Below are 21,064 nucleotides of genomic sequence, written 5' to 3'. Positions count from 1 at the left end.
AGATCATATACCATTCCATCCGGTGTGGCTGCTTGTTTGTCAGGTTAAGTGACGCTGTTCTTTATGCGCCAGCCCAATAAAAAAACCGACAAGAATGTCGGTTTTCTTATGCAGCTTTGGCATAGATGTATTGATTTCTTCCCGCCCCAAGTCCTGCACCAATTAAAGCGACCAGCGCAGTGATGAAAAGCAGAATCGGTCCGTTCCATGAATGCGTATGATCGTACAGAAACCCGACAAAACTAGGGCCGATTGCCGCCAGCAGATAGCCTGCCGATTGCGACATCCCAGATAGAGCGGCGGCTTGATCGGCGTTTTCGCTTCGCAGCCCGATTAAAGCCAGAGCTAAGCTGATGCTTGAGCCTTGTCCGATTCCGATCAAAATTACCCATAAGGTCAGCATGGCCGTATTGCCTCCGTAAAGAAGACCTGACATGCCGGCTAAGTAAAGAATGCCGAGCCCGAGGACAATGCTTTTTTGACTGCGGAAACGGTCGGCGAGAACCGGTGTTAAAAATGTTGACGGCAGACTGGCAAATTGCATAAGCGACAGCATCCAGCCGGCAAGCGAAATGCTCATCCCATGAGAGCGGAGAATTTCAGGAAGCCAAGCGATCGTACAATAAAACAAAAAAGACTGGATGCCCATAAAGAACGTCACTTGCCAGGCGATTTTCGAGCGCCAGACGGTTTGTCCATCCGTTTGAATTTGGACCGTGCGGTTTGTCGTATCATGATAGCGAAGCTGGGGAATCCAGATCAAAATCGCAAAGAATGCGAGGCCCGCCCAAACCATCAGGGAAGCGCTCCATCCCCACTGTAAACCGTGTGACAGCGGAATGCTGATGCCTGAAGCGATCGCCGCGAATATCGACATGGATGTCGTATAGAAACTCGTCATGATGCCCGCTTTATCCGGAAATTTGTGTTTGATAAGGCTTGGCAGCAGCACATTGCAGATGGCAATCCCGACTCCGATCAGAGCGGTTCCTGCCAATAGTGTAAAAGCATCCCCATAGGAACGCAGCAAAATGCCGATCAACAGAACGACCAATCCAACCCACAGGGTTCTTTCATTGCCCAGCTTCTGTCCGAGCTTAGGGGCGATTGGAGAAAGTAAGGCAAAAGACAAGAGTGGCAAAGTCGTCAAAAATCCTGCCATCCCGTTTGTCATATCCAAATCGGAGCGGATCGAACTGATCAATGGACCGACTGATGTGATAGCGGGTCTTAAATTAAAAGCGATGAATATGATGCCCGCAATAAGCAAAATGTTGTTTATACGGGTGCGCTGATCGTCAATGTTGTGCATGCTGTATTCTCCTTTGCTTTCAGGTGAAAAAGTACATGAAAAAGAAACCCGGAGCATGATCCAAGGTTACTTTTGGTGATCTTGCTTCTGTATTTCGGCAAGTTTCGCCAGCAGAATGTGCTGCGGCATATGCATAATTTGTTCAAGAGGGAGATTTAAGGATTTCGAAAGTTTTTGTGCCGTTTCGGCAGATATTTGTAAAGGTCTCATATTTTCCTCCATTTTCTATTGTACTCGAGCGGTAATGGGACGCAACAGTAAATATCAACATTTATTGTAACATCATATAACAAATGAGTTGGAAGAAAAAGAGAAGGAGGATATAAATAAAATAGGAGGTGACGGTCATGAAAACGACCATATCGGCATTGAAAAAGAAATTGTATGAGCAGCAGATCAGATCAAAAGGGCTCTACACGTTCGAAGAGTACAAAGATATGCGCAATGTGCTGCAAATGCTCAGGCTGAAATTTGCCGCTTATGAAGAATGGGAATTATATCAAAACGCGACCGACCTGATGGTGAGCATGCTGTTCAAAAACAACTGGAACGGCAGGAACGATTTGTACTGAGGGACAATAAAAAAACACCTCAAGGAAGGTGTTTAATAAGTTCGTTCCTCTTCTTTCTTGTCCTGCCGATCATAGATGATCAGTTTTGCAGGACGGTTCTCTTTCGCCATTTCCTCTCCTTTTTCCACCGCCTCTGCCCTTGTGTCATAAAGGTCAACAGGCGCGGTATCTTCCATTTTCACAAACCATCCATCCGCATCAACATGTGGTGTTACGGTATATATTTTCATCGGTAAGGAGCCTCCCTATCTATCATATTTATATGTGTCTTACCCGGAAACAAAAAAGGATGAAACATGATAATTGGCCAAAAAACATGCCGAAGCTGGATGCATCGCTTCTCACTATGAAAATATTTCTAAAATAAGGGATTTGGCTAGAGTCTATTTTTTTTCTGCAAAAATGGTAGAATAGACGTTGGGTTATTTTTAATGGGAGGACGGTGCTTAACATGACAGATCTTCTGAATGACAGGCTGCCGCCGCAAAATATAGAAGCCGAACAGGCCGTGTTAGGTGCTGTTTTTTTAGAGCCGTCGGCATTAACTTTAGCGTCAGAAGTCTTAATTCCAGATGATTTTTACAGAATGTCGCACCAAAAAATATTTAACGCCATGCTTGTTCTCGGAGACCGCGGCGAGCCTGTAGACTTAGTGACAGTCACATCAGAGCTTGCGAATACGGATCTTTTGGAAGAAGTCGGTGGAATTTCTTATTTGACGGATATTGCAAATTCTGTGCCAACAGCGGCTAATATAGAGTATTACGCAAAAATCGTGGAAGAAAAATCGATTCTCCGCCGCTTGATCCGTACGGCAACGACGATTGCACAAGATGGATATACAAGGGAAGATGAAGTCGAGGATCTCTTAAGCGAAGCAGAAAAAACGATTATGGAAGTGGCCCAGCGCAAAAATTCAGGGGCCTTCCAGAATATTAAAGATGTTCTTGTTCAAACGTATGATAATATTGAACAACTTCACAACCGCAAAGGGGATATTACCGGAATCCCGACCGGTTTTACAGAGCTTGACAGAATGACGGCCGGCTTTCAGAGAAACGATCTGATCATCGTTGCTGCACGGCCTTCTGTCGGTAAAACCGCTTTTGCTTTGAATATCGCGCAAAATGTAGCGACAAAAACGGATGAAAGCGTCGCGATCTTCAGTCTTGAGATGGGAGCGGAACAGCTTGTCATGCGGATGCTTTGCGCAGAGGGCAACATCGATGCCCAAAATCTCCGTACCGGTAATTTGACGGAAGAAGACTGGGGCAAGCTGACAATGGCGATGGGAAGCTTGTCAAACAGCGGTATCTTCATCGATGATACACCTGGCATCAGAGTCAGCGAAATCCGTTCGAAATGCAGACGGCTGAAGCAGGAGAACGGTCTTGGGATGATTTTAATCGACTATTTGCAGCTCATCCAAGGAAGCGGCCGTTCAAAGGACAATCGCCAGCAGGAAGTATCGGAAATCTCCCGTGCGCTTAAATCGCTGGCGAGAGAACTTGAAGTGCCGGTTATCGCGCTTTCCCAGCTTTCCCGCGGCGTCGAGCAGCGCCAGGATAAGCGTCCGATGATGTCGGACATCCGGGAATCAGGAAGTATCGAGCAGGATGCCGATATCGTTGCTTTCCTATATCGTGATGACTATTATGACAAAGAATCAGAGAACAAAAACATTATCGAAATTATCATTGCAAAACAGCGGAACGGCCCTGTCGGCACCGTTTCACTCGCATTTGTAAAAGAATATAATAAGTTCGTGAACCTGGAGCGCCGCTTTGATGATGCGGGTGTTCCGCCTGGTGCATAAAACCCTGAGCCATGTTCTCAGGGTTTTTTCTTTTGTCTTGTATCGCGGTTTTTACCGATTTCAAAAAGTCCTGTCGCCGTTAAACCTGCCAGTCCGCCAGCCCAAAGCCGTAAAACCAAATCAAGGTCGGTAAACGGATATGCAGCGGCGCCGATCAATAAACCAATCAGCAGTGATACAAGCGGGATCAAATTTTTAGGCACCCTGAACGTTTTTTTCACCAGTTCGACAAGCGCTAAAATGATAGGCGATAAAACGGATGCAAAAATCAATACGGTCTCCATCGGCATCTCCCTCCTTACTTTATTAAGTATTGAGGGAGATGTCTTTTTATGTGTCTTTGTCCAAGAAATTTAAAAATAACTAGTTTTTGAGTTTTTAACTAAAAAATTAACCCGCAAAAAGAAAATATATAAAATTAAATTTATAATAACGAACAAATGTGTTTTGTTTTAAAAACAATGTTCGGATTTAAGATTGACTTTATATCATGACACTGATAAACTGAATTTGTTTGATATTGATATCGTTTGAAAAGGTTAACGGAGGTGCACGGATATGTCTTCAGTAGTTGTTGTCGGTACGCAGTGGGGTGACGAAGGAAAAGGTAAAATTACCGATTTCCTATCAGAAAACGCAGAGGTAATCGCACGGTACCAAGGCGGAAATAACGCAGGACATACGATTAAATTTAACGGGGTAACGTACAAGCTACACTTAATTCCATCCGGTATTTTTTATAAGGATAAAAAATGTGTGATCGGCAACGGAATGGTCGTTGATCCGAAAGCATTGGTAACAGAACTTGCATATCTTCATGAACGGAATGTCAGTACAGATAACCTGAAAATCTCGAACAGAGCCCATGTCATTCTCCCGTATCATTTGAAGCTTGACGCGGTGGAAGAAGAACGGAAAGGGGCAAATAAAATCGGCACGACGAAAAAAGGAATCGGCCCGGCTTATATGGATAAAGCTGCACGCGTCGGAATCCGCATCGCCGATCTGTTGGACCGGGAAGTCTTTGAAGAAAAGCTTGCCCGCAATCTGGAAGAAAAAAACCGTCTGCTTGAAAAAATGTATGAGGCGGAAGGATTTAAAATAGAAGACATTTTAGATGAGTACTATGAATACGGTCAGCAAATTAAACAATACGTCTGCGACACGTCAGTCGTCTTAAACGACGCGCTTGATGACGGACGCCGCGTCTTGTTCGAAGGGGCGCAAGGGGTTATGCTCGATATCGACCAGGGAACATATCCGTTTGTCACTTCTTCAAACCCTGTCGCCGGCGGCGTAACGATCGGCTCAGGAGTAGGGCCTACAAAAATCCAGCATGTCGTTGGTGTATCTAAAGCTTATACAACGCGTGTCGGAGACGGTCCTTTCCCGACCGAGCTTGAGAATGAGATCGGAGACCAAATCCGCGAGGTCGGCCGCGAATACGGCACGACGACTGGACGGCCCCGCCGTGTCGGCTGGTTCGACAGCGTGGTTGTCCGCCATGCCCGCCGCGTCAGCGGAATTACGGACCTTTCTTTAAACTCAATCGATGTATTGACCGGTATTGAAACGCTGAAAATCTGTGTCGCGTACAAGTATCGCGGAGAAATTCTGGAAGAGTTCCCGGCAAGCCTGAAAGCTTTGGCCGAATGTGAACCAGTCTATGAAGAAATGCCAGGCTGGACTGAGGATATCACAAGCGCTAAAAACCTGAGCGAACTGCCTGAAAATGCCCGCCATTACCTTGAGCGAGTTTCTCAGCTGACAGGCATTCCGCTTTCCATTTTCTCTGTCGGCCCTGACAGATCTCAGACCAATGTAATCAGAAGCGTGTACCGTCCGAACTAATGTTGAAGCCTCTGCAACTCGCAGAGGCTTTATTTTTCGGGTGAAAAGGAGGAGAACAAATGAAGCGCGTTGATGTCGTTTATTCATTCGCAGAAGAGAACGGGCAAGTCCTGATGGTCAAAAATAGAACAAATCAGTCTTGGACGCTGCCGGGCGGCAAGGTTGAAGCGGGAGAGTCCCTGCCTGAAGCGGCAGCAAGAGAAATGAAGGAAGAAACGGGCTGCGGCATTGAGCTCCTCGGGATTTTAGCTTTAAATGAAGCGGTGATCGATGACGAGCACGTGTATTTTATTGTGTTTAAAGCACAGTTCACAGACCGTCCCGAGACTATCACATTCGATGAGAACATTATGGAAGCGAGGTGGATGCCTCTAGATGAGGCGAATCGGCTGTTGTTGGTATTTCATCCGCACGGAATCATGCACTGGGTAAACAGCGAAGGAGCAGAGTATTATCATGAAGGAGAAAAATAAACAGAAAAAATATAAAAAATATATTGCCACCTTTGTTTGTTCTATGATAATATAAATCTCGTTGTTGCGAAAATGAATTTGGACAGCATGAAGAGCCATTAGCTCAGTTGGTAGAGCATCTGACTTTTAATCAGAGGGTCGAAGGTTCGAGTCCTTCATGGCTCACCATTTTCCGAGGCCCGTTGGTCAAGCGGTTAAGACACCGCCCTTTCACGGCGGTAACACGGGTTCGAATCCCGTACGGGTCATTGATTTACTTTAGCGTTATTGCTAAATCCCCGCTTGCTTCGGGAAGACCACGATTCCTTTCCGAAGCAGGTACTGTAAAAAAACATACGGTCCGGTAGTTCAGTTGGTTAGAATGCCTGCCTGTCACGCAGGAGGTCGCGGGTTCGAGTCCCGTCCGGACCGCCATTTAAAATTTGATACTCGGCTCGGTAGCTCAGTTGGTAGAGCAACGGACTGAAAATCCGTGTGTCGGCGGTTCGATTCCGTCCCGAGCCACTTTAATAAAGCGCGTCTGTCTATTATGCAGATGCGTTTTATTTATAGGGTGAAATTGAAACATACTGAAGTGTATGAAGAGAGGAAAAAAAGGGAGGCCGGAGGACCGGCCGAAGAAGAAGACGTTACTATATAGACGTTTTAAACAGAAAAATGTTTCATTTTTCAGTAAAAAAGGTCACATAAATGTAATGGTTGTGACAGAAATAAAAAAATCCCGATCGGATGATATGTCCAAACCTTTTCCTTTGAACTATTTTTTTAACTTTTGCCGCATTAACGTTATAATGTATAAGAAATCTATTTTAATGAATGTGATTTTAAAAACGATTTGATATAAAACATAACAGCATTTTATGAGTGCTGTATCTCATTCTGAACCAGGAGGAATTCAAAATGGAAAAAAAGATACTCGTTGTAGATGATGAAAAGCCGATTGCTGATATTTTAGAGTTTAACCTGAAAAAAGAGGGCTATGAGGTCCATTGCGCTTATGACGGAAATGAGGCGCTGCAAATGGTCGAGGAGCTGAACCCAGATTTAATCCTCCTTGACATCATGCTTCCCAATAAAGACGGTGTGGAAGTATGCCGTGAAGTCCGTAAAAAATATGACATGCCTATCATTATGCTGACCGCCAAAGATTCAGAAATCGATAAAGTCATCGGCCTTGAACTCGGTGCCGACGACTATGTGACAAAGCCGTTCAGCACCCGTGAACTTTTGGCCAGGGTGAAAGCCAACCTGAGAAGACTGAACACAGCAACACCGGCTGAAGAAGAAACGTCTTCAAACGAAATTCAAATCGGGTCGCTCGTTATTTTTCCGGATGCCTATGTCGTTTCCAAACGCGATGAAACAATCGAACTGACACATCGGGAGTTTGAGCTTCTGCACTACCTTGCAAAACATATCGGACAAGTCATGACCCGCGAGCATTTACTGCAGACCGTGTGGGGGTATGACTACTTTGGAGATGTCCGCACCGTTGACGTTACGGTTAGACGCCTTCGTGAAAAAATTGAAGATAATCCGAGCCACCCAAGCTGGATTGTCACGAGACGCGGCGTCGGTTACTACTTGAGAAATCCAGAACAGGACTAAAGCCCAAATGAATAAAGTCGGTTTTTTTCGCTCCATCCACTTTAAGTTTACTTTAATATATGTCCTGCTGATCATCGTCGCCATGCAGATTATCGGGGTCTACTTTGTCAAGCAGATGGAGGAATCCCTCCTGACATCTTACAAAGATGCACTTGACCAGCGGGTGAACAACCTCTCGTACTATCTTGAGCAGGAGATGACGAAGGACAGAAGCAATGATTCCTCTACAACGTTGAAAGACGATGCAGAGCGGATACTAAATGATTTCAGCAAGGAAGGCGAAATCCTTGAAGTCAGCTTGATTGATAAAAGCTATGAAGTCATCGCAACCTCCAATCCGTACAATCGGGAGGTAGCCGGTAAAAAGACAACAGAGGGCATCATAAAAAGAACATTGCTTGTCGGTATCCCATATGAAAATAAATTTTTTGATCCGGAGCGGGACAGCAGAGTGCGGATTTCCGTCACACCGATTAAAAAAACCAATCAAGAAACGATCGGGGCCATTTATGTTGTCGCTTCGATGGATAATGTCTATGCGCAAATCACGACGATCAATACGATTTTAGCGTCTGGAACTTTAATTGCGCTTGGGATCACCGCGTTCCTGGGGATTTTTGTCGCGCGGACGATCACCCATCCGCTTTCAGATATGCGCAAACAGGCCATTGAGCTGGCAAAAGGGAATTTCTCGAGAAAAGTCAGGAAATATGGAAACGATGAGATCGGTCAGCTGGCCACGACTTTTAATTATTTAACGAGAGAGCTGAAGGAAGCCCAATCGATGACAGAAGGAGAACGAAGAAAACTATCCTCTGTTATTGCATATATGACAGACGGGGTTATCGCGACCAATCGCAACGGTGCCATTATTTTATTAAATTCACCGGCTTTAGAGCTTTTAAATGTTTCACGTGAAACGGCTCTGGAAATGCCGATCACCTCATTGCTCGGTATTGAGAATGAATATACGTTTGAAGATTTAGTCGAGCAGCAGGAATCTCTTCTTCTTGAAATTGAGCAGGAAGAACGAACTTCTGTGCTGCGCGTCAATTTCTCGGTGATTCAAAAAGAACACGGAAAGATTGACGGGTTAATCGCGGTTATTTACGATGTCACCGAACAGGAGCAGATTGACCAAGAGCGCAGAGAGTTTGTGGCAAATGTCTCACACGAGCTCAGAACACCGCTCACGACGATGCGGAGCTATTTAGAAGCGCTTGCGGAAGGCGCTTGGGAGGATCCAAACATTGCACCTCGTTTCTTAAATGTCACGCAGAATGAAACGGAGCGGATGATCAGGCTCGTCAACGACCTGCTGCAGCTTTCAAAGTTTGACAGCAAGGATTATCAATTCAACAAGGAATGGATCCCTTTTATGCGCTTCTTCTCACTTATTATTGAGCGCTTTGAAATGACGAAGGAGCAGCACGTTGATTTTATCAGCCACCTGCCGGACAGAGATTTATATGTTGAAATGGATCCGGACAAAATTACACAAGTGCTGGATAATATCATTTCAAATGCATTGAAATATTCGCCTGAAGGAGGCCATATCACGTTCTCCGTTGGTGTCAATGAAGAAGAGGAGCTGCTTTATATCAGCGTGAAGGATGAAGGCGTCGGCATTCCGAGAAAGGATATGGACAAGATTTTCGAACGTTTCTACCGTGTGGATAAAGCCAGAACAAGAAAGCTTGGCGGCACCGGACTCGGTCTGGCGATCGCAAAAGAAATGGTGCAGGCCCATGGCGGCGACATTTGGGCGGACAGCATCGAAGGAAAAGGAACGACCATAACATTTACCTTGCCATATAAGGAAGAACAAGAGGATGATTGGGATGAAGCGTGAGACAATTAAAACAGTAGTACTGTCCCTTTTGATTTTGATCAGTCTTCTTTTTACCTTCAATATTTGGGGGGGGCAGGGAGATTACGAAAAAGTTGAAGATTCACAGGCACAAGTCAGTGATAAACAGCCGATTACAAACCAGACAAAGTTGTTAAATGAAGCCGTTAAGCCGCAGCAGATGTTCATTCACGACAATGGGAATCATTATTTGCTGAATGATATGACACTCTATTCCCAGCTTTGGGATGACATGAGCCGCTGGGAAGTAAAGTCGTTGAGAGACGTCTCGGACGAATTTGACAAGCAGCAGTTTAAAAATTGGCTGTACGCGAAAAACAAATTCGCGTCTAAATTGGATCTCGTCTTTAGCGACAATATTCCAATCGATGTGTTGCAGCCGCTGTTTAAATGGTCTGCAAATTCTTATGAATATAACTCGTTTGACCGAATTGTTCTTCCTTTCAATGGAGGAAGCGGTACGAAAAAGATTTATTTTGTCTCCTTTAGTAAAGAAACGGTTGTTGAATCGGTAATTGAATCGGCAAATTACCGAAACATTCTTTCAGACATCGATAAAGAAAAAGCGCAGATGCCTCTTTATAAAGATTATCAAATCAACTCAAGAAGAGATGTTCTGCTTCCGGTAAAACGGCTGAAGATGTCTGAAAAAGAATTTTTCACAGAAACAATCAGCCCGACGAGTTTTAAAAAGGCATTATTTGATGATCCTCAAACCGTACGGCAGGAAACGAACTTAAACAGGCCCGTATATTCGGATGGAACAAGCCTTTTGGAGGTTTACTCAAACAACAGAGAGGTTAAGTTCCAGCATCGCAATTTGGAGCCGAGTTCCTCCTATCAAAATGGAGAGCTGATCAATAAAAGCTTTAAGTATTTAAATGATACAGGAAGCTGGACGGACGATTATCAGTTTTTCGGCTTGAATGAAAATCAACAGGTCAACTTTAACTTATTCATGGATCAGCTGCCGGTCGTAAACAGCCAAAGGCAGCCTTTTGGAACAACATCTATTGAGCTTCGCTGGGCAAACAATGACATCTTGGATTATAAACACCCGACATATGTCTTGGGGGCGAATGCAAATCCAGTCAGCAAAAAAGATAAAGAAATCATGAGTGGAGCCGAATTGATTAAGTACTTGAAAGAGAATGAAGAGTACAGCTTTGACAAGATTGAACAAATTTTCCCCGCTTATGAAATGGTTTCAGTATCAGAGGAACAAGACCCGCTTGTTAAACTGGTGCCGACATGGTGCATTAAAATAAACGGCACAATGCAGCCGGTTTCGAAGAAGGATGCAGCGGTGAAGGAGGGCGTTGAAAGTGGAGTGGAATAGGACAAAAACGATCTTTATCATCGTCTTCCTCATCCTGGATATCTTTTTGGCGTTTCAATACTTTGATAAGCGAAGAATCAACCAGTTCCCGATTTTAGAAAAATCGACGCTGCAGGAAGATATGAAAGCTGACCATATTTCTTATGGTAATTTGTCTAAGGAGTCTTCAAAAGGCTCCTCAATCTCTGCGCAAAAGAGGATCTTTAAAGAGAGCGAAATTAAATCGTTAAAAGGACAAAAGCCGAAACCGTTAATGAACATGTCAAAAGGTGACCCTGTGACAGAAATAAAAATGGAATTTGACAAACCCATTGCACTTCCGAAAACGGATATCAAGACAAAGGCAAGGGAAATCGTCAACCAGGAGATCATTGACGGCAGCAAGTATAAGTTCTGGAAGATCGATAAGGCTCAAAATCAGATCATCTTCTTCCAAACTTATAACGGAAATTACATTTTTCAGGATCGGCAGAATAATGCCAACAATGAAATGGGCGAAGTCGTTCTTTATTTCAATGATAAAAACGAAGTCGTTTCCTATAAGCAGTCAATGCTGCAAGAAATAAAAGAAGTCAAAACAGAAAATCTGATTTCTGCAGTCGGTGCGGTTGAAGCTTTATACTACCCGGATTATCTGAAGAAGTACAGCAAAATTAAATCCGCTGAGCTTGGATATTTCACGCAGTATCCTTTGGCAAGCGCACAGATTTTCGTGCCGGTCTGGAGAATCGAAATCCAGCGCAAAACGGACGACAAAACGATACATGAAGAATTTATCGTGGATGCACGGGACGGCGCTGTTCTTCAAACACAGGAGAAAAAGGAAAAATCATAATGGAGTGAGAAACCATGAGCCTGCAATTTAGCGTACTTGCGAGCGGGAGTACCGGAAATGCATTTTATTTGGAAACCGATGACCACGCTTTTCTAGTTGACGCAGGACTTAGCGGGAAGGCAATCGAAGGGCTGATGGCGCAGATTGACCGCCATTTGGACAAGCTCGACGGTATTTTTGTCACTCATGAGCACAGTGATCATATTAAAGGTCTCGGCGTGCTGGCAAGAAAATATGAGCTGCCCGTCTATGCCAATGAGAAAACGTGGACGGCGATGGAAGGGCATATCGGTAAAATAGACAGCGGCCAAAAATTCGTATTTCCAATGGAATCGGTAAAATCGTTCGGTTCCCTTGATGTTGAATCTTTTGGCGTCTCCCATGATGCCGCAGAGCCGATGTTCTACGTGTTTCATTACAATGGACGAAAGCTTGCGCTGATTACGGATACCGGCTATGTCAGCGACAGAATGAAAGGCATTATTCGATCAGCCAATGCCTTTGTCTTTGAGAGCAATCACGATGTGGGTATGCTGCAAATGGGCCGTTATCCATGGAACATTAAGCGTCGAATTTTAAGCGACATCGGCCACGTGTCAAATGAAGACGCAGCACTGGCTATGACAGATGTAATCGGAGATGAGACGTCTCGCATTTACTTAGCCCATTTAAGCCAGGATAACAATATGAAGGAACTGGCTAGAATGTCAGTTCAGCAAACCCTTGCAGCTAAGGGTTTGCTAGCTGGAGAAACGTTTGATTTATTCGATACAGATCCCAAAAAGCCAACACCTCTTGCAGCGGTGTGAATTTTCCTGAATCAGTGATTATTCTGGCGGCATATGATCCACACTATATACATATATCGTTCCTTGAAAGGATTTGAATATAGTGGAGTTTAATCATGATGAGGAAAAATACGTTCGGGAAAAGCCGCAAAGAAATTGGAGAAGCTTTTTATTTTCAAGTTTGATCGGTGCTGTGATCGGCGCCCTGCTAACAGTTTTTGCACTGCCTTATCTGTCAGAACAGGGGATGCTGCCATACAGCCTCCAAGTGATTGAGTCGCGGGGAGGACAGAGGGCGGCTGAACAAGGCGGTGCTGTTCGTAATGTTTCCGTCAATGTGAATAATGAGGTGACTCAAGTCGTCTCCAAAGTATCGGATTCCGTTGTCGGCGTCATCAATATCCAAAAAACAGGGGTTTGGGATGAGGACAGTGAAGCGGGAACCGGCTCAGGTGTCATTTACAAAAAGAACGGCGCAACATCCCATATTGTGACAAACCACCATGTGATTGAAGGAGCATCTCAAATTGAAGTCAGCTTGAATGACGGGACAAGAATTCCTGCAAAGCTGATCGGCAGCGACAAGCTGATGGATCTTGCCGTTCTGCAAGTCAACAGCAATAAAATAAAAGCGGCTGCTGATTTTGGGAACTCCGATAAAGTCAAAACGGGTGAACCGGTTATTGCGATTGGAAATCCGCTCGGTCTGCAGTTCTCGGGGTCTGTCACACAAGGTATCATATCGGGAACCGAACGGGCTGTACCCGTCGATTCGAATGGAGACGGGCAGCCGGACTGGAATGCAGAGGTTTTGCAGACAGATGCCGCTATCAACCCGGGAAACAGCGGAGGCGGGCTGTTTAATATTGATGGAAAAGTAATCGGCATCAATTCGATGAAGATTGCAGAATCGGCCGTTGAAGGAATCGGACTGAGCATACCAGCAAACCTTGCGATTCCGGTTATTGATGATTTAGAAAAATACGGCGAAGTCAGACGTCCGTACCTCGGAATCGAGATGAAGTCACTTGGTGACATCGCCAGCTATCATTGGCAGGAAACGCTTAAACTGCCGAGCAATGTGACTTCAGGTGTTGTTGTGATGGGAGTGCAGCCAGTGTCGCCTGCAGGAAAAGCGGGGCTGAAAGAGCTTGATGTGATCGTTGAATTTGACGGCGACCGAGTATACGATATCGTTGATCTGCGCAAAAAGCTTTATACCAAGCATGTCGGCGATACAGTCAAAATAAAATATCTGCGCAGCGGCAAAGAGAAAACGACAGAAGTGAAACTGTCGCTATCCAAATTGGGCAGTTGATCAAAAGCAGTCTGGCGTATGCAGCCAGGCTGTTTTTGTATGTGTTCATTATGATCTGGTCAAAGAATTTCGTCAAAGCGCTAAAAACAGTTTTTTAACAGCAAAATAAGAGGGCGGAAGACTCAACTATCGTTTTTTGCTTAAGCAATTTATCATTTCAAGTCTTTAAAAAGCAATGATTAAGAAGAAATGGACAAGCGGCCGTATTGCGTTTCACTTCTTCGTACTGTATGATGATCTTAATATTTCGACATGGGAACGAGTCCCCATGCCGATACCGATTTAATGAGAGCGTTATGGAAGGCTTTATGAAATCAGGATGGAAAGGGAGATGGGATGAGTCAGCATGCACTAGTGTTACAGTCGGATTTTGGCATTGACGACGGGGCGGTCAATGCCATGTACGGAGTGGCCTATTCGGTTGACAGTTCGATCCGGATTTTCGATTTAACGCATAATATCCCTGTCTTTCACATTTGGGAAGCTTCATATCGGCTGCTGCAATCCGTTTCTTATTGGCCTGAAGGAACGGTATTTGTGTCCGTCGTCGACCCTGGTGTCGGCTCAGAGCGGAAAAGCATTGCAGTCAGAACCTCAACAAATCAATATATCATCACACCGGACAACGGTACACTCACCCATATCAGCCGGCAAAACGGCATCGCCGAAGCCCGCCAGCTCGACGAAGTGCAAAACAGGCTTCCGAGATCAGGTGAATCACACACGTTTCATGGCCGTGATATATACGCATTTACCGGAGCCAGGCTTGCAGCCGGCGGCATTTGCTTCGAGCAGATCGGCCCGGAAATTTCTCTGGATTCTCTGATTACACTCCCTGTCATGGACGCTTACATAGAAAATGAGTGGATAACAGGAACGATTGATATTTTAGATATACGCTTCGGGAATCTTTGGACGAATATCAGCCGGACACTTTTCAAAACATTAAAGATTCATTACGGTGATGCCTTAGAAGCCGTCATTATGAATAATGATATCGAAATTTACCGCCAAATCATTCCATTTGTACGTTCATTTGCCGATATATCAGTGGGCAAACCGCTTGTGTATGTCAACTCATTAGACAATTTAGGCATTGCAGTCAATCAGGGATCTTTTGCAGAGGCGCACCATATTGGAACTGGAATCAAGTGGCGGATTTCACTTCGCAAAAAGAAGTCAAAACATTGATAAAACCGTTATGTAACAACTTGGAAGGAATCCAGGTTGTTTTTTTGTCGTTCTAATTTCATAAAAAATCAAAAAACAATTTTTTCAGCTGATCAAGAAGAGAGGGAAAACTTCAAAAAATGGGTCAAATGTCATCTTAGTACATAAGACTTATTGTCTAACATCCGAGAAAAGAATATATTGGTGGGGTGTGCCGCTATTATGAAAATATTCATTCAATTCATTTGTTTGGAAAAAGAATATCCGGAGGAATGATATGAACGACAAATTGCAAATGGCCGTGAAAACGCTGTCTAATGAGAAAAACAAAAGTATAATGTCCGTTTTTGTACTGTGTCTTGTCACTCTGGGGATTTACATCCCATACTGGTTTCTGTCCAGAAAAAAAAGCTTCGATTTGCTGCCTTATCATGATATTCCCTACACCACGTTAAAAGCAATTATATTTTATCATTTATTTTCTATCCCAATGAGAATATCAGCTGCAATCACATTTTCGGAGATACACTACAGCCTCTACATACTGATGGACAGAATCATTTTGATCTTGTCCGTAGGCGTTCTGATTTACTGTGCGCTTGTCGTGACGGCTTCTTTAAATAAGCTCTCAGGAAAGGAACCTGCAAAAGGCTCTGTCTTGGCGTTTCTTTTAAATGTCGTATACATTCAGCACAGAATCAATAAACTCTCTGAACCAAAACACGAATATTTAACAAGAGCTTCGTAATGAACAAACAAGGAAGTGAAGTACAAATTGATGTTGAAGCCGAAATTAAAAATAGACTTGAATAAACAAAGAAAAAAGCCGGCGATTCTTCTGACTCCGATGTCACAAGAAGATTTTAGAACCTATCAAACATACTCAATCGAACATTACGCCATTGAAAAAGTAAAAGCGGGCACATGGACGGTGGCGGATGCTCTGGAGAAGTCGGAAGAACAGTTTAAATCGCTATTGCCGGACGGAACTGCGACCATCAATCATTACCTTTGGTCGATCGTGAATGACAACAAGGACGTTATCGGCTGGCTTTGGATCTACGCTGATCCGCATCACCCCCAAAAAGAAGCGTTCATTTATGATTTTGGACTTTATGAAGCATACCGCGGACAGGGAAACGGCCAGCAGGCTTTAAAAGCGTTGGAAGAAGAGGCGCAGCAGCTGGGAATCAAAAAACTGTCCCTTCATGTATTTGCCCATAATAAAACGGCAAAGCGCCTATATGAAAAGATGGATTTTGAGATCACTGATTTGCAAATGAGCAAGCGGCTCTAAAGAAAGGATCAAAGCTTTTAAAGCTTTGATCCTTTTTCATGCCGGGAAACGGCAAGTCCTTTATTCCTATTTAAAGCTGCTGAAACATAACGAAAAAAAGACAAAATGATCATAATGAATCACTTTATGTTACAAAAAGCAAAATATAATATTACAAAGTAAAAAATATGACGATCAATGACCTATTGATTGTCAGTTTCCGAAAAATAAACATGAAATAAGAATCGATCTAAAAGGCCTGTTTTATTTATCACTATCAAAAAAAAGAATAAATATACCTAAAATTATTCCATTTTATAACTTGGACTGGTTTTGATTTATCAATTGCTTTATAGTACCTTTTGTTAAGGAAAGTGGAAAAGTATAGATGTAAAGAATAATCTGGAAAGCCAATGTATTTAAAGAAAGAAGTGTTTAACAATGAATGAAGAACGATTAGGAGACTTTCCGAGACTGAAGGTCATATCAGCCATTTTATTAACGATCTCAACTTTTGGAATGTATATCCCATATTGGTTTCTTTCAAGAAGACAAGCGCTTGAAAAATGCCGGATCAAACTTCCGTATGTTGCAATTAAAGTAACGGTGCTCTTATTTGCTTTTACAATACTTGAGTCATTCTGGGTATCATTTTTATCTTTAGGAGATCCTTTGCCGTATCATCATATCCTGCTTCTCCCTCTGCATCCGGAGCGCAGTTTTTTGCCGCAGTTCTCATTTCTTCTATTCTGCTCCGTCAACATATTCAGCAGCTTTAGAATTCGAAAGGCTTTTCAGAGGAATCGCTTAAAGATAAATGGATTATGGACCTTCTTGTTCAACATATCTTATTTACAGCACATCATGAACAAGCATATTTCTGCAGCCGGACTTGATGAGACAAGAAAAGCGGTATAAAGTGTGAAGCATTGACTTTAGCGGTCATTGCTTTTTATTTTGAGGATAAAATAAGTTATCCAGAGAAATCATTTTACCTGTGGATAAATAAGCTAAAGAAGGATAAAACCTATTAACATGTGCATAAATAGGGTATATTGGATAAGGAGCTTTTTGATAAAAGAGCCCAATGATACAGATATTGGAGGGACTTTTATGAAGTCTTGCGAGGAACATATTGAAACCGTCATCGACATGTATGTAGATGAGGAAGAATTGGCCCCGGAAATCAGAAAAATCGAACATACACACAGTTTATCCACAACCTGTGAATTGTGTGATAAGCCTGCGGTATATATAGTGGGGAACGAATGATCGGACACAAAATACACAATCTTTATCCACAGTTGTGGATAATGCATATGAATAACTTGTTCTTAAAGTGGGGATGACCTGTGAATATATCAATCGTAGCAATCGGAAAACTGAAAGAAAAATATTTAAAACAAGGAATCGACGAATACATCAAACGGCTTTCGGCATATGCAAAAGTCGAGATCATCGAACTGCCCGACGAAAAAGCGCCGGAAAACTTAAGCGAACAAGACATGAAAATCGTCAAAGACAAAGAAGGCGAACGAATTCTCTCCAAAATCAGCCCCGACGCCCACGTCATCGCCCTGGCAATCGAAGGAAAAATGAAAAGTTCGGAAGAATTAGCCGATAATATGGATAGACTCGCCACATATGGAAAGAGCAAGGTAACCTTCGTCATCGGCGGCTCCCTAGGCTTGAGCGACGCCGTCTTGAAGCGCGCGGATGAGAAGCTGTCGTTTTCGAGGATGACGTTCCCTCATCAGCTGATGAGGCTGATTTTGCTGGAGCAGGTATATCGGGCGTTTCGGATTAATCGGGGGGAGCCGTACCATAAGTAAATGAGGTTTTTTTGGCAAAGAATTTATTTGCTAATAGGAACAGTAATGACGAAAAAAGAATCTTCCCGATTCGACTTTGGAAATCAAAAGAGAAGGCAACGTAGGAGTTTGTAAAAGAATATTAAAATTAAAGAAAGAAGAGGGAAGCATGGTAAAAAAAAGATATAGAGGTGTGGAGTACTACAAAGGGCCAGATTTGGCAAAAGGATATATGCTAGATAAGGCTAAAGAAGTTTATGAGGAGTTGGCGATAGGTCTTGCAATAGAGAATATCAATGATGCTTTAGAATTATATAATATAATCAAGTATGTGAAGGACGATACGTTCCTATTATATCTTGGTGAAGATAAAGAGGAATGGATTAAAGAAAAAAATGGTATAGCTGATTCGTTAGTAGGTAAATATATCAATCAGCATTCAGACATATTAGCTGAATATGAAGAGGTAGATTTCAGGTATAAGGAATCCTTTTGGGAAATAATAGAAAAGAGAAAGTTGAGTGATATTACAGAAAGCAGATTTAAGATGTTTCTTGATAAACTTGATGTATTTGCATGGCAAATATTTAAGCAATATAAACTTGTGATGAAATATGATGTGGAATTAAGAGAATACATGCTTATTTATCCAGAAGGAAGTACAAATTTACTTTTGGATAAATATTTATTAAAGCATAGGAGCGAACGAGAGGAATCTTATTTGCCACAATCATTAACTATAGAAGATAAAGAGCAGATTATTAGCACCTATATAGATTTAGACAAGCCTAATTTAAATTACACCAGGCTTCTTAGTAATGTACAGAATACGAAAGAGTTTGCTTTGGATACTAGAGTTAAACTGAAAGCGAAAAGAGTAAGCGAAAGACTTGAGAGAGAACTCTTTAAAGATGGTAGTGGGCAGGGAACGGATATAGTAGTCGAGTTCAAAGAAAATGTAGAGGGTACTGTAAAGCAACATTTCACATTAAGTAAAGTTGGAACAGAAGTTGATAAAGAATGGTTAGAATCAAATCTTGATAACCCAACATTATTGAACAACTTTATATACATATTTGAGTTCGTAAATAATGATATGGTCTCTAAATTCCCATATAATGAAATATATGCAAGTATTTTTGAAAGATTTGGTTTTGCTCATGAAAAAGAATACAAGACCTGTACAACTTTCTCAATAAGAGAATCTTTATCCTTAGCACAAATGCATGTATATTGTTCATTTTTAAAGAGTAAAAACAAAGATTTAGAAGCAATAATTGAATGGTTCTTCAAGGTTTATCTAAAAGAGGAATTCTATATTGAGGACTTCAACATTAAGCTACCGCCTATAGATAATCCGAATTTTGAAAAGTGCAAATCTATATTTCCAACTATTGAAAGCATAATCAAGAAGTATAAGTTTTATTTAGAGGATGGTTACATTGATGAAGAGCTTGTACAAATGGAAAGCAAGCCTTTGCCATTTTCTGAATGCCCAAGCATGACAAATGACAGATACGTGTATATAGCGCCAAATAATGATGAGGCTAGAATATTGAGAAGTATTATGTTTTCTGACCAAAGTAATATTACTTATTTCCCGAATTATGGTGATAGTCAATATAATACGCTCTTTGAAAGGTTGGATGCTGATAAGCTGTATTTACATGACATAGAGGACTATCAAAAATCGTCTTTTGATTGGCTTGTTGAAAATGATTATGTAACGTTAAACGACGATAATGAAGTAGTGTTGGTCAATAGGAATCGAACACTTATATATTATTATATCCATATAAACGGTGTAGTTGTAACTAGTAAGCTATCTAATGCTCTAAAGCAAGAGGTTGATAAGTTATTAAATGAAAGAGCTTTAGTTTCTGAAAATACATTATTAACAAGGCAAGAATCTGATTATATAGATTACTATCTGAATAAAAGAAATTTTATCAATGGATATGACTTGAGGAACAAGTATTTACATGGTACATCTTCTGGCTATGAGAATGAAAATGAGCATTATGTGAATTATCTGCATGCTCTTAGATTATTAATAACGATTATGATAAAGATAAATGATGATCTTTGCACAGCGAAGGTTGAGGGTAATTAATATGAAAACAGTAGCTCCGGATGAGTTCAATGATTTCACCTGCACGCAAACCAGGCATGACGCTGACTTCTTGGAGCATCGTGCCGCTTTTTTCACGCACCCGTTTTTCATGCGGCATGGAATCGAATAATGTGATGTTGCCTGCCGTCGGTTTTAACAGCCCCAATATCATTGAAATCGTTGTTGTTTTCCCGGCTCCGTTTGGCCCTAGAATGGCTACAATTTCTCCTTTTTTAATTGAAAAACCTATCTGATCAACCGCCGTTTTTTGGCGAAATGTCTTTGTCACATTCATCAAGCTCACAACATTGCTCATGGCTTACCAACCACCTCCTGATTTACTCATTTCATTGTATAAGCTGAGGGAGGCGGATTTTAGTAAGTGATGTCATGAAAATCGGATGACAAATGTCATTTTTTTAAATATAACAGGAAGCTAGCGAACGGTGCAGAAAGAATCGAAGGGGGTTAAAGCAAATGAAGTAGGGGGATTACGGTAAGATAACCGAGCAGAGCGCCATAATAATCAACGCATCATGGAGATAGAGAGAGCGGTCTTCAATTGTGAAAGAAGCTCTCTCTACTTAAAAGGAGAGTCTTAACCATTATTTTTAACCGGATACTTCCTCCCATTCTTCACAATCTTCTCTTCCACAATCTCTTTGACATCCAGTCCAAGATCGTTACATAACATGAATGAGTAGATTAAAACATCCGCGATTTCTTCACGGATGTTTTCTTTATTGGTTTTGAGTGCTTCTTCACTGCTGATCCATTGGAAGTCTTCGAGCAGCTCGGCTGCTTCGATAGAGATTGAGATGGCGAGGTCTTTTGGGTTATGGTATTGTCTCCAGTTTCGTTCATCTCTGAATTCGTTGATTGCGTTGATTAGGCTTTGGATATCATTCATGA

22 protein-coding genes, 4 tRNA genes and 1 pseudogene are annotated in these 21,064 nt (G+C 42.3%); 21 read left to right on the top strand and 6 right to left on the bottom strand.

Features of this window, described 5'->3' with window-relative positions:
* Positions 1 to 106: 106 nt before the first annotated feature.
* Both BTA30_RS05325 and BTA30_RS05320 read right to left on the bottom strand, forming a co-directional pair.
* A complete protein-coding gene (locus BTA30_RS05325) occupies positions 107 to 1,312 on the bottom strand; it encodes a CynX/NimT family MFS transporter (RefSeq protein WP_076760138.1) in 1,206 nt (401 codons plus the stop codon).
* Between the two features lie 66 nt (positions 1,313 to 1,378).
* Positions 1,379 to 1,522, bottom strand: a complete 144-nt coding sequence (locus BTA30_RS05320; protein ID WP_076760135.1) for a YycC family protein — start codon at positions 1,520 to 1,522, stop codon at positions 1,379 to 1,381.
* A 137-nt stretch (positions 1,523 to 1,659) separates the two neighbouring features.
* Here BTA30_RS05320 and BTA30_RS05315 point away from each other — a divergent pair, with 137 nt between their 5' ends.
* Positions 1,660 to 1,884, top strand: a complete 225-nt coding sequence (locus BTA30_RS05315) for a hypothetical protein (RefSeq protein WP_076760131.1) — start codon at positions 1,660 to 1,662, stop codon at positions 1,882 to 1,884.
* Positions 1,885 to 1,916: 32 nt separating this feature from the next.
* Here the strand turns inward: BTA30_RS05315 and BTA30_RS05310 are convergent, their stop codons facing one another.
* On the bottom strand, positions 1,917 to 2,114 hold the full coding sequence (locus BTA30_RS05310) for a DUF2188 domain-containing protein (protein ID WP_076760129.1): 198 nt from the start codon (positions 2,112 to 2,114) through the stop codon (positions 1,917 to 1,919).
* A 221-nt stretch (positions 2,115 to 2,335) separates the two neighbouring features.
* Between BTA30_RS05310 and dnaB the strand changes: the two genes are divergently transcribed.
* Positions 2,336 to 3,700 (top strand): replicative DNA helicase, encoded by a 1,365-nt coding sequence (gene dnaB / locus BTA30_RS05305; protein WP_076760127.1) that lies wholly within the window; start codon positions 2,336 to 2,338, stop codon positions 3,698 to 3,700.
* Between the two features lie 17 nt (positions 3,701 to 3,717).
* Here dnaB and BTA30_RS05300 read toward each other — a convergent pair whose 3' ends face one another.
* Positions 3,718 to 3,984, bottom strand: a complete 267-nt coding sequence (locus BTA30_RS05300; RefSeq protein ID WP_076760125.1) for a holin — start codon at positions 3,982 to 3,984, stop codon at positions 3,718 to 3,720.
* Positions 3,985 to 4,258: 274 nt separating this feature from the next.
* Here BTA30_RS05300 and purA point away from each other — a divergent pair, with 274 nt between their 5' ends.
* The 19 genes from purA to BTA30_RS05200 all read left to right on the top strand — a co-directional run bounded on the left by purA (position 4,259) and on the right by BTA30_RS05200 (position 20,152).
* Entirely contained in the window at positions 4,259 to 5,551 is a 1,293-nt protein-coding gene (gene purA / locus BTA30_RS05295) for an adenylosuccinate synthase (protein ID WP_076760123.1), read from the top strand.
* A gap of 59 nt (positions 5,552 to 5,610) precedes the next feature.
* A complete protein-coding gene (locus tag BTA30_RS05290) occupies positions 5,611 to 6,024 on the top strand; it encodes an NUDIX domain-containing protein (RefSeq protein WP_076760121.1) in 414 nt (137 codons plus the stop codon).
* Positions 6,025 to 6,116: 92 nt separating this feature from the next.
* Positions 6,117 to 6,192: transfer RNA gene (locus BTA30_RS05285), tRNA-Lys, on the top strand.
* Positions 6,193 to 6,200: 8 nt separating this feature from the next.
* Positions 6,201 to 6,272 (top strand) — tRNA-Glu (locus tag BTA30_RS05280).
* A gap of 89 nt (positions 6,273 to 6,361) precedes the next feature.
* Positions 6,362 to 6,438, top strand: a tRNA-Asp gene (locus BTA30_RS05275).
* 17 nt (positions 6,439 to 6,455) lie between these two features.
* Positions 6,456 to 6,528: transfer RNA gene (locus BTA30_RS05270), tRNA-Phe, on the top strand.
* Positions 6,529 to 6,924: 396 nt separating this feature from the next.
* Complete coding sequence (gene walR / locus BTA30_RS05260) at positions 6,925 to 7,632, top strand: cell wall metabolism DNA-binding response regulator WalR (protein WP_076760115.1); 708 nt, start codon at positions 6,925 to 6,927, stop codon at positions 7,630 to 7,632.
* A 7-nt stretch (positions 7,633 to 7,639) separates the two neighbouring features.
* Positions 7,640 to 9,484: a cell wall metabolism sensor histidine kinase WalK gene (gene walK / locus BTA30_RS05255; RefSeq protein WP_076760112.1), complete on the top strand. Its 1,845-nt coding sequence runs from the start codon at positions 7,640 to 7,642 to the stop codon at positions 9,482 to 9,484.
* On the top strand, positions 9,474 to 10,841 hold the full coding sequence (locus BTA30_RS05250) for a YycH family regulatory protein (protein ID WP_076760111.1): 1,368 nt from the start codon (positions 9,474 to 9,476) through the stop codon (positions 10,839 to 10,841). Before walK ends, BTA30_RS05250 begins: the two co-directional genes overlap by 11 nt.
* Positions 10,828 to 11,676, top strand: coding sequence for a two-component system regulatory protein YycI (locus BTA30_RS05245; RefSeq protein ID WP_076760110.1), 849 nt, complete (start codon positions 10,828 to 10,830; stop codon positions 11,674 to 11,676). The genes BTA30_RS05250 and BTA30_RS05245 overlap by 14 nt, the downstream gene beginning before the upstream one ends.
* 14 nt (positions 11,677 to 11,690) lie before the next feature.
* Positions 11,691 to 12,485 carry an MBL fold metallo-hydrolase gene (locus BTA30_RS05240; RefSeq protein WP_076760108.1) on the top strand — a complete coding sequence of 265 codons (795 nt, stop codon included), beginning with the start codon at positions 11,691 to 11,693 and terminating at the stop codon, positions 12,483 to 12,485.
* An 82-nt stretch (positions 12,486 to 12,567) separates the two neighbouring features.
* A complete protein-coding gene (locus BTA30_RS05235) occupies positions 12,568 to 13,782 on the top strand; it encodes a S1C family serine protease (RefSeq protein WP_076760106.1) in 1,215 nt (404 codons plus the stop codon).
* A 336-nt stretch (positions 13,783 to 14,118) separates the two neighbouring features.
* Positions 14,119 to 14,973, top strand: coding sequence for an SAM hydrolase/SAM-dependent halogenase family protein (locus tag BTA30_RS05230; RefSeq protein WP_076760104.1), 855 nt, complete (start codon positions 14,119 to 14,121; stop codon positions 14,971 to 14,973).
* A gap of 256 nt (positions 14,974 to 15,229) precedes the next feature.
* Positions 15,230 to 15,700 carry a hypothetical protein gene (locus BTA30_RS05225; protein WP_076760101.1) on the top strand — a complete coding sequence of 157 codons (471 nt, stop codon included), beginning with the start codon at positions 15,230 to 15,232 and terminating at the stop codon, positions 15,698 to 15,700.
* 30 nt (positions 15,701 to 15,730) lie between these two features.
* Positions 15,731 to 16,249, top strand: a complete 519-nt coding sequence (locus BTA30_RS05220) for a GNAT family N-acetyltransferase (RefSeq protein WP_076760098.1) — start codon at positions 15,731 to 15,733, stop codon at positions 16,247 to 16,249.
* A gap of 420 nt (positions 16,250 to 16,669) precedes the next feature.
* A complete protein-coding gene (locus BTA30_RS05215; RefSeq protein WP_076760096.1) occupies positions 16,670 to 17,146 on the top strand; it encodes a hypothetical protein in 477 nt (158 codons plus the stop codon).
* Between the two features lie 195 nt (positions 17,147 to 17,341).
* On the top strand, positions 17,342 to 17,500 hold the full coding sequence (locus tag BTA30_RS05210; protein WP_003177948.1) for a CxxH/CxxC protein: 159 nt from the start codon (positions 17,342 to 17,344) through the stop codon (positions 17,498 to 17,500).
* An 80-nt stretch (positions 17,501 to 17,580) separates the two neighbouring features.
* The gene (gene rlmH, locus BTA30_RS05205) at positions 17,581 to 18,060 is read left to right on the top strand and encodes a 23S rRNA (pseudouridine(1915)-N(3))-methyltransferase RlmH (protein ID WP_076760093.1); all 480 of its coding nucleotides are present in this window, start codon (positions 17,581 to 17,583) and stop codon (positions 18,058 to 18,060) included.
* A 148-nt stretch (positions 18,061 to 18,208) separates the two neighbouring features.
* Positions 18,209 to 20,152 carry a hypothetical protein gene (locus BTA30_RS05200; RefSeq protein ID WP_076760090.1) on the top strand — a complete coding sequence of 648 codons (1,944 nt, stop codon included), beginning with the start codon at positions 18,209 to 18,211 and terminating at the stop codon, positions 20,150 to 20,152.
* Here BTA30_RS05200 and BTA30_RS05195 read toward each other — a convergent pair.
* Together BTA30_RS05195 and BTA30_RS05190 are read right to left on the bottom strand one after the other, a co-directional pair.
* A pseudogene (locus BTA30_RS05195) lies at positions 20,121 to 20,468 on the bottom strand (ATP-binding cassette domain-containing protein); the annotation flags it as partial. The gene BTA30_RS05200 and the pseudogene BTA30_RS05195 overlap by 32 nt on opposite strands.
* Positions 20,469 to 20,750: 282 nt before the next feature.
* Positions 20,751 to 21,062, bottom strand: coding sequence for a nucleotide pyrophosphohydrolase (locus BTA30_RS05190; protein ID WP_076760088.1), 312 nt, complete (start codon positions 21,060 to 21,062; stop codon positions 20,751 to 20,753).
* Positions 21,063 to 21,064 lie beyond the last annotated feature (2 nt).

Source organism: Bacillus swezeyi, from assembly GCF_001969815.1.
GTDB classification, from domain to species: Bacteria; Bacillota; Bacilli; order Bacillales; family Bacillaceae; genus Bacillus; species Bacillus swezeyi.
The sequence above is the reverse complement of the archived record's forward strand: the minus strand, read 5'-3'. Positions and strand labels throughout refer to the sequence as shown.

Bases quoted from the DNA above. Each gene is read 5' to 3' on its own strand.
- BTA30_RS05215 (WP_076760096.1), top strand. From the start codon at position 16,670: ATGAATGAAGAACGATTAGGAGACTTTCCGAGACTGAAGGTCATATCA.
- BTA30_RS05300 (WP_076760125.1), bottom strand. From the start codon at position 3,984: ATGGAGACCGTATTGATTTTTGCATCCGTTTTATCGCCTATCATTTTA.
- BTA30_RS05240 (WP_076760108.1), top strand. From the start codon at position 11,691: ATGAGCCTGCAATTTAGCGTACTTGCGAGCGGGAGTACCGGAAATGCA.
- BTA30_RS05320 (WP_076760135.1), bottom strand. From the start codon at position 1,522: ATGAGACCTTTACAAATATCTGCCGAAACGGCACAAAAACTTTCGAAA.
- BTA30_RS05230 (WP_076760104.1), top strand. From the start codon at position 14,119: ATGAGTCAGCATGCACTAGTGTTACAGTCGGATTTTGGCATTGACGAC.
- BTA30_RS05190 (WP_076760088.1), bottom strand. From the start codon at position 21,062: ATGAATGATATCCAAAGCCTAATCAACGCAATCAACGAATTCAGAGAT.
- BTA30_RS05290 (WP_076760121.1), top strand. From the start codon at position 5,611: ATGAAGCGCGTTGATGTCGTTTATTCATTCGCAGAAGAGAACGGGCAA.
- BTA30_RS05250 (WP_076760111.1), top strand. From the start codon at position 9,474: ATGAAGCGTGAGACAATTAAAACAGTAGTACTGTCCCTTTTGATTTTG.
- walK (WP_076760112.1), top strand. From the start codon at position 7,640: ATGAATAAAGTCGGTTTTTTTCGCTCCATCCACTTTAAGTTTACTTTA.
- BTA30_RS05225 (WP_076760101.1), top strand. From the start codon at position 15,230: ATGAACGACAAATTGCAAATGGCCGTGAAAACGCTGTCTAATGAGAAA.
- dnaB (WP_076760127.1), top strand. From the start codon at position 2,336: ATGACAGATCTTCTGAATGACAGGCTGCCGCCGCAAAATATAGAAGCC.
- BTA30_RS05220 (WP_076760098.1), top strand. From the start codon at position 15,731: ATGTTGAAGCCGAAATTAAAAATAGACTTGAATAAACAAAGAAAAAAG.
- BTA30_RS05315 (WP_076760131.1), top strand. From the start codon at position 1,660: ATGAAAACGACCATATCGGCATTGAAAAAGAAATTGTATGAGCAGCAG.
- BTA30_RS05200 (WP_076760090.1), top strand. From the start codon at position 18,209: ATGGTAAAAAAAAGATATAGAGGTGTGGAGTACTACAAAGGGCCAGAT.
- BTA30_RS05310 (WP_076760129.1), bottom strand. From the start codon at position 2,114: ATGAAAATATATACCGTAACACCACATGTTGATGCGGATGGATGGTTT.
- BTA30_RS05210 (WP_003177948.1), top strand. From the start codon at position 17,342: ATGAAGTCTTGCGAGGAACATATTGAAACCGTCATCGACATGTATGTA.
- walR (WP_076760115.1), top strand. From the start codon at position 6,925: ATGGAAAAAAAGATACTCGTTGTAGATGATGAAAAGCCGATTGCTGAT.
- BTA30_RS05325 (WP_076760138.1), bottom strand. From the start codon at position 1,312: ATGCACAACATTGACGATCAGCGCACCCGTATAAACAACATTTTGCTT.
- purA (WP_076760123.1), top strand. From the start codon at position 4,259: ATGTCTTCAGTAGTTGTTGTCGGTACGCAGTGGGGTGACGAAGGAAAA.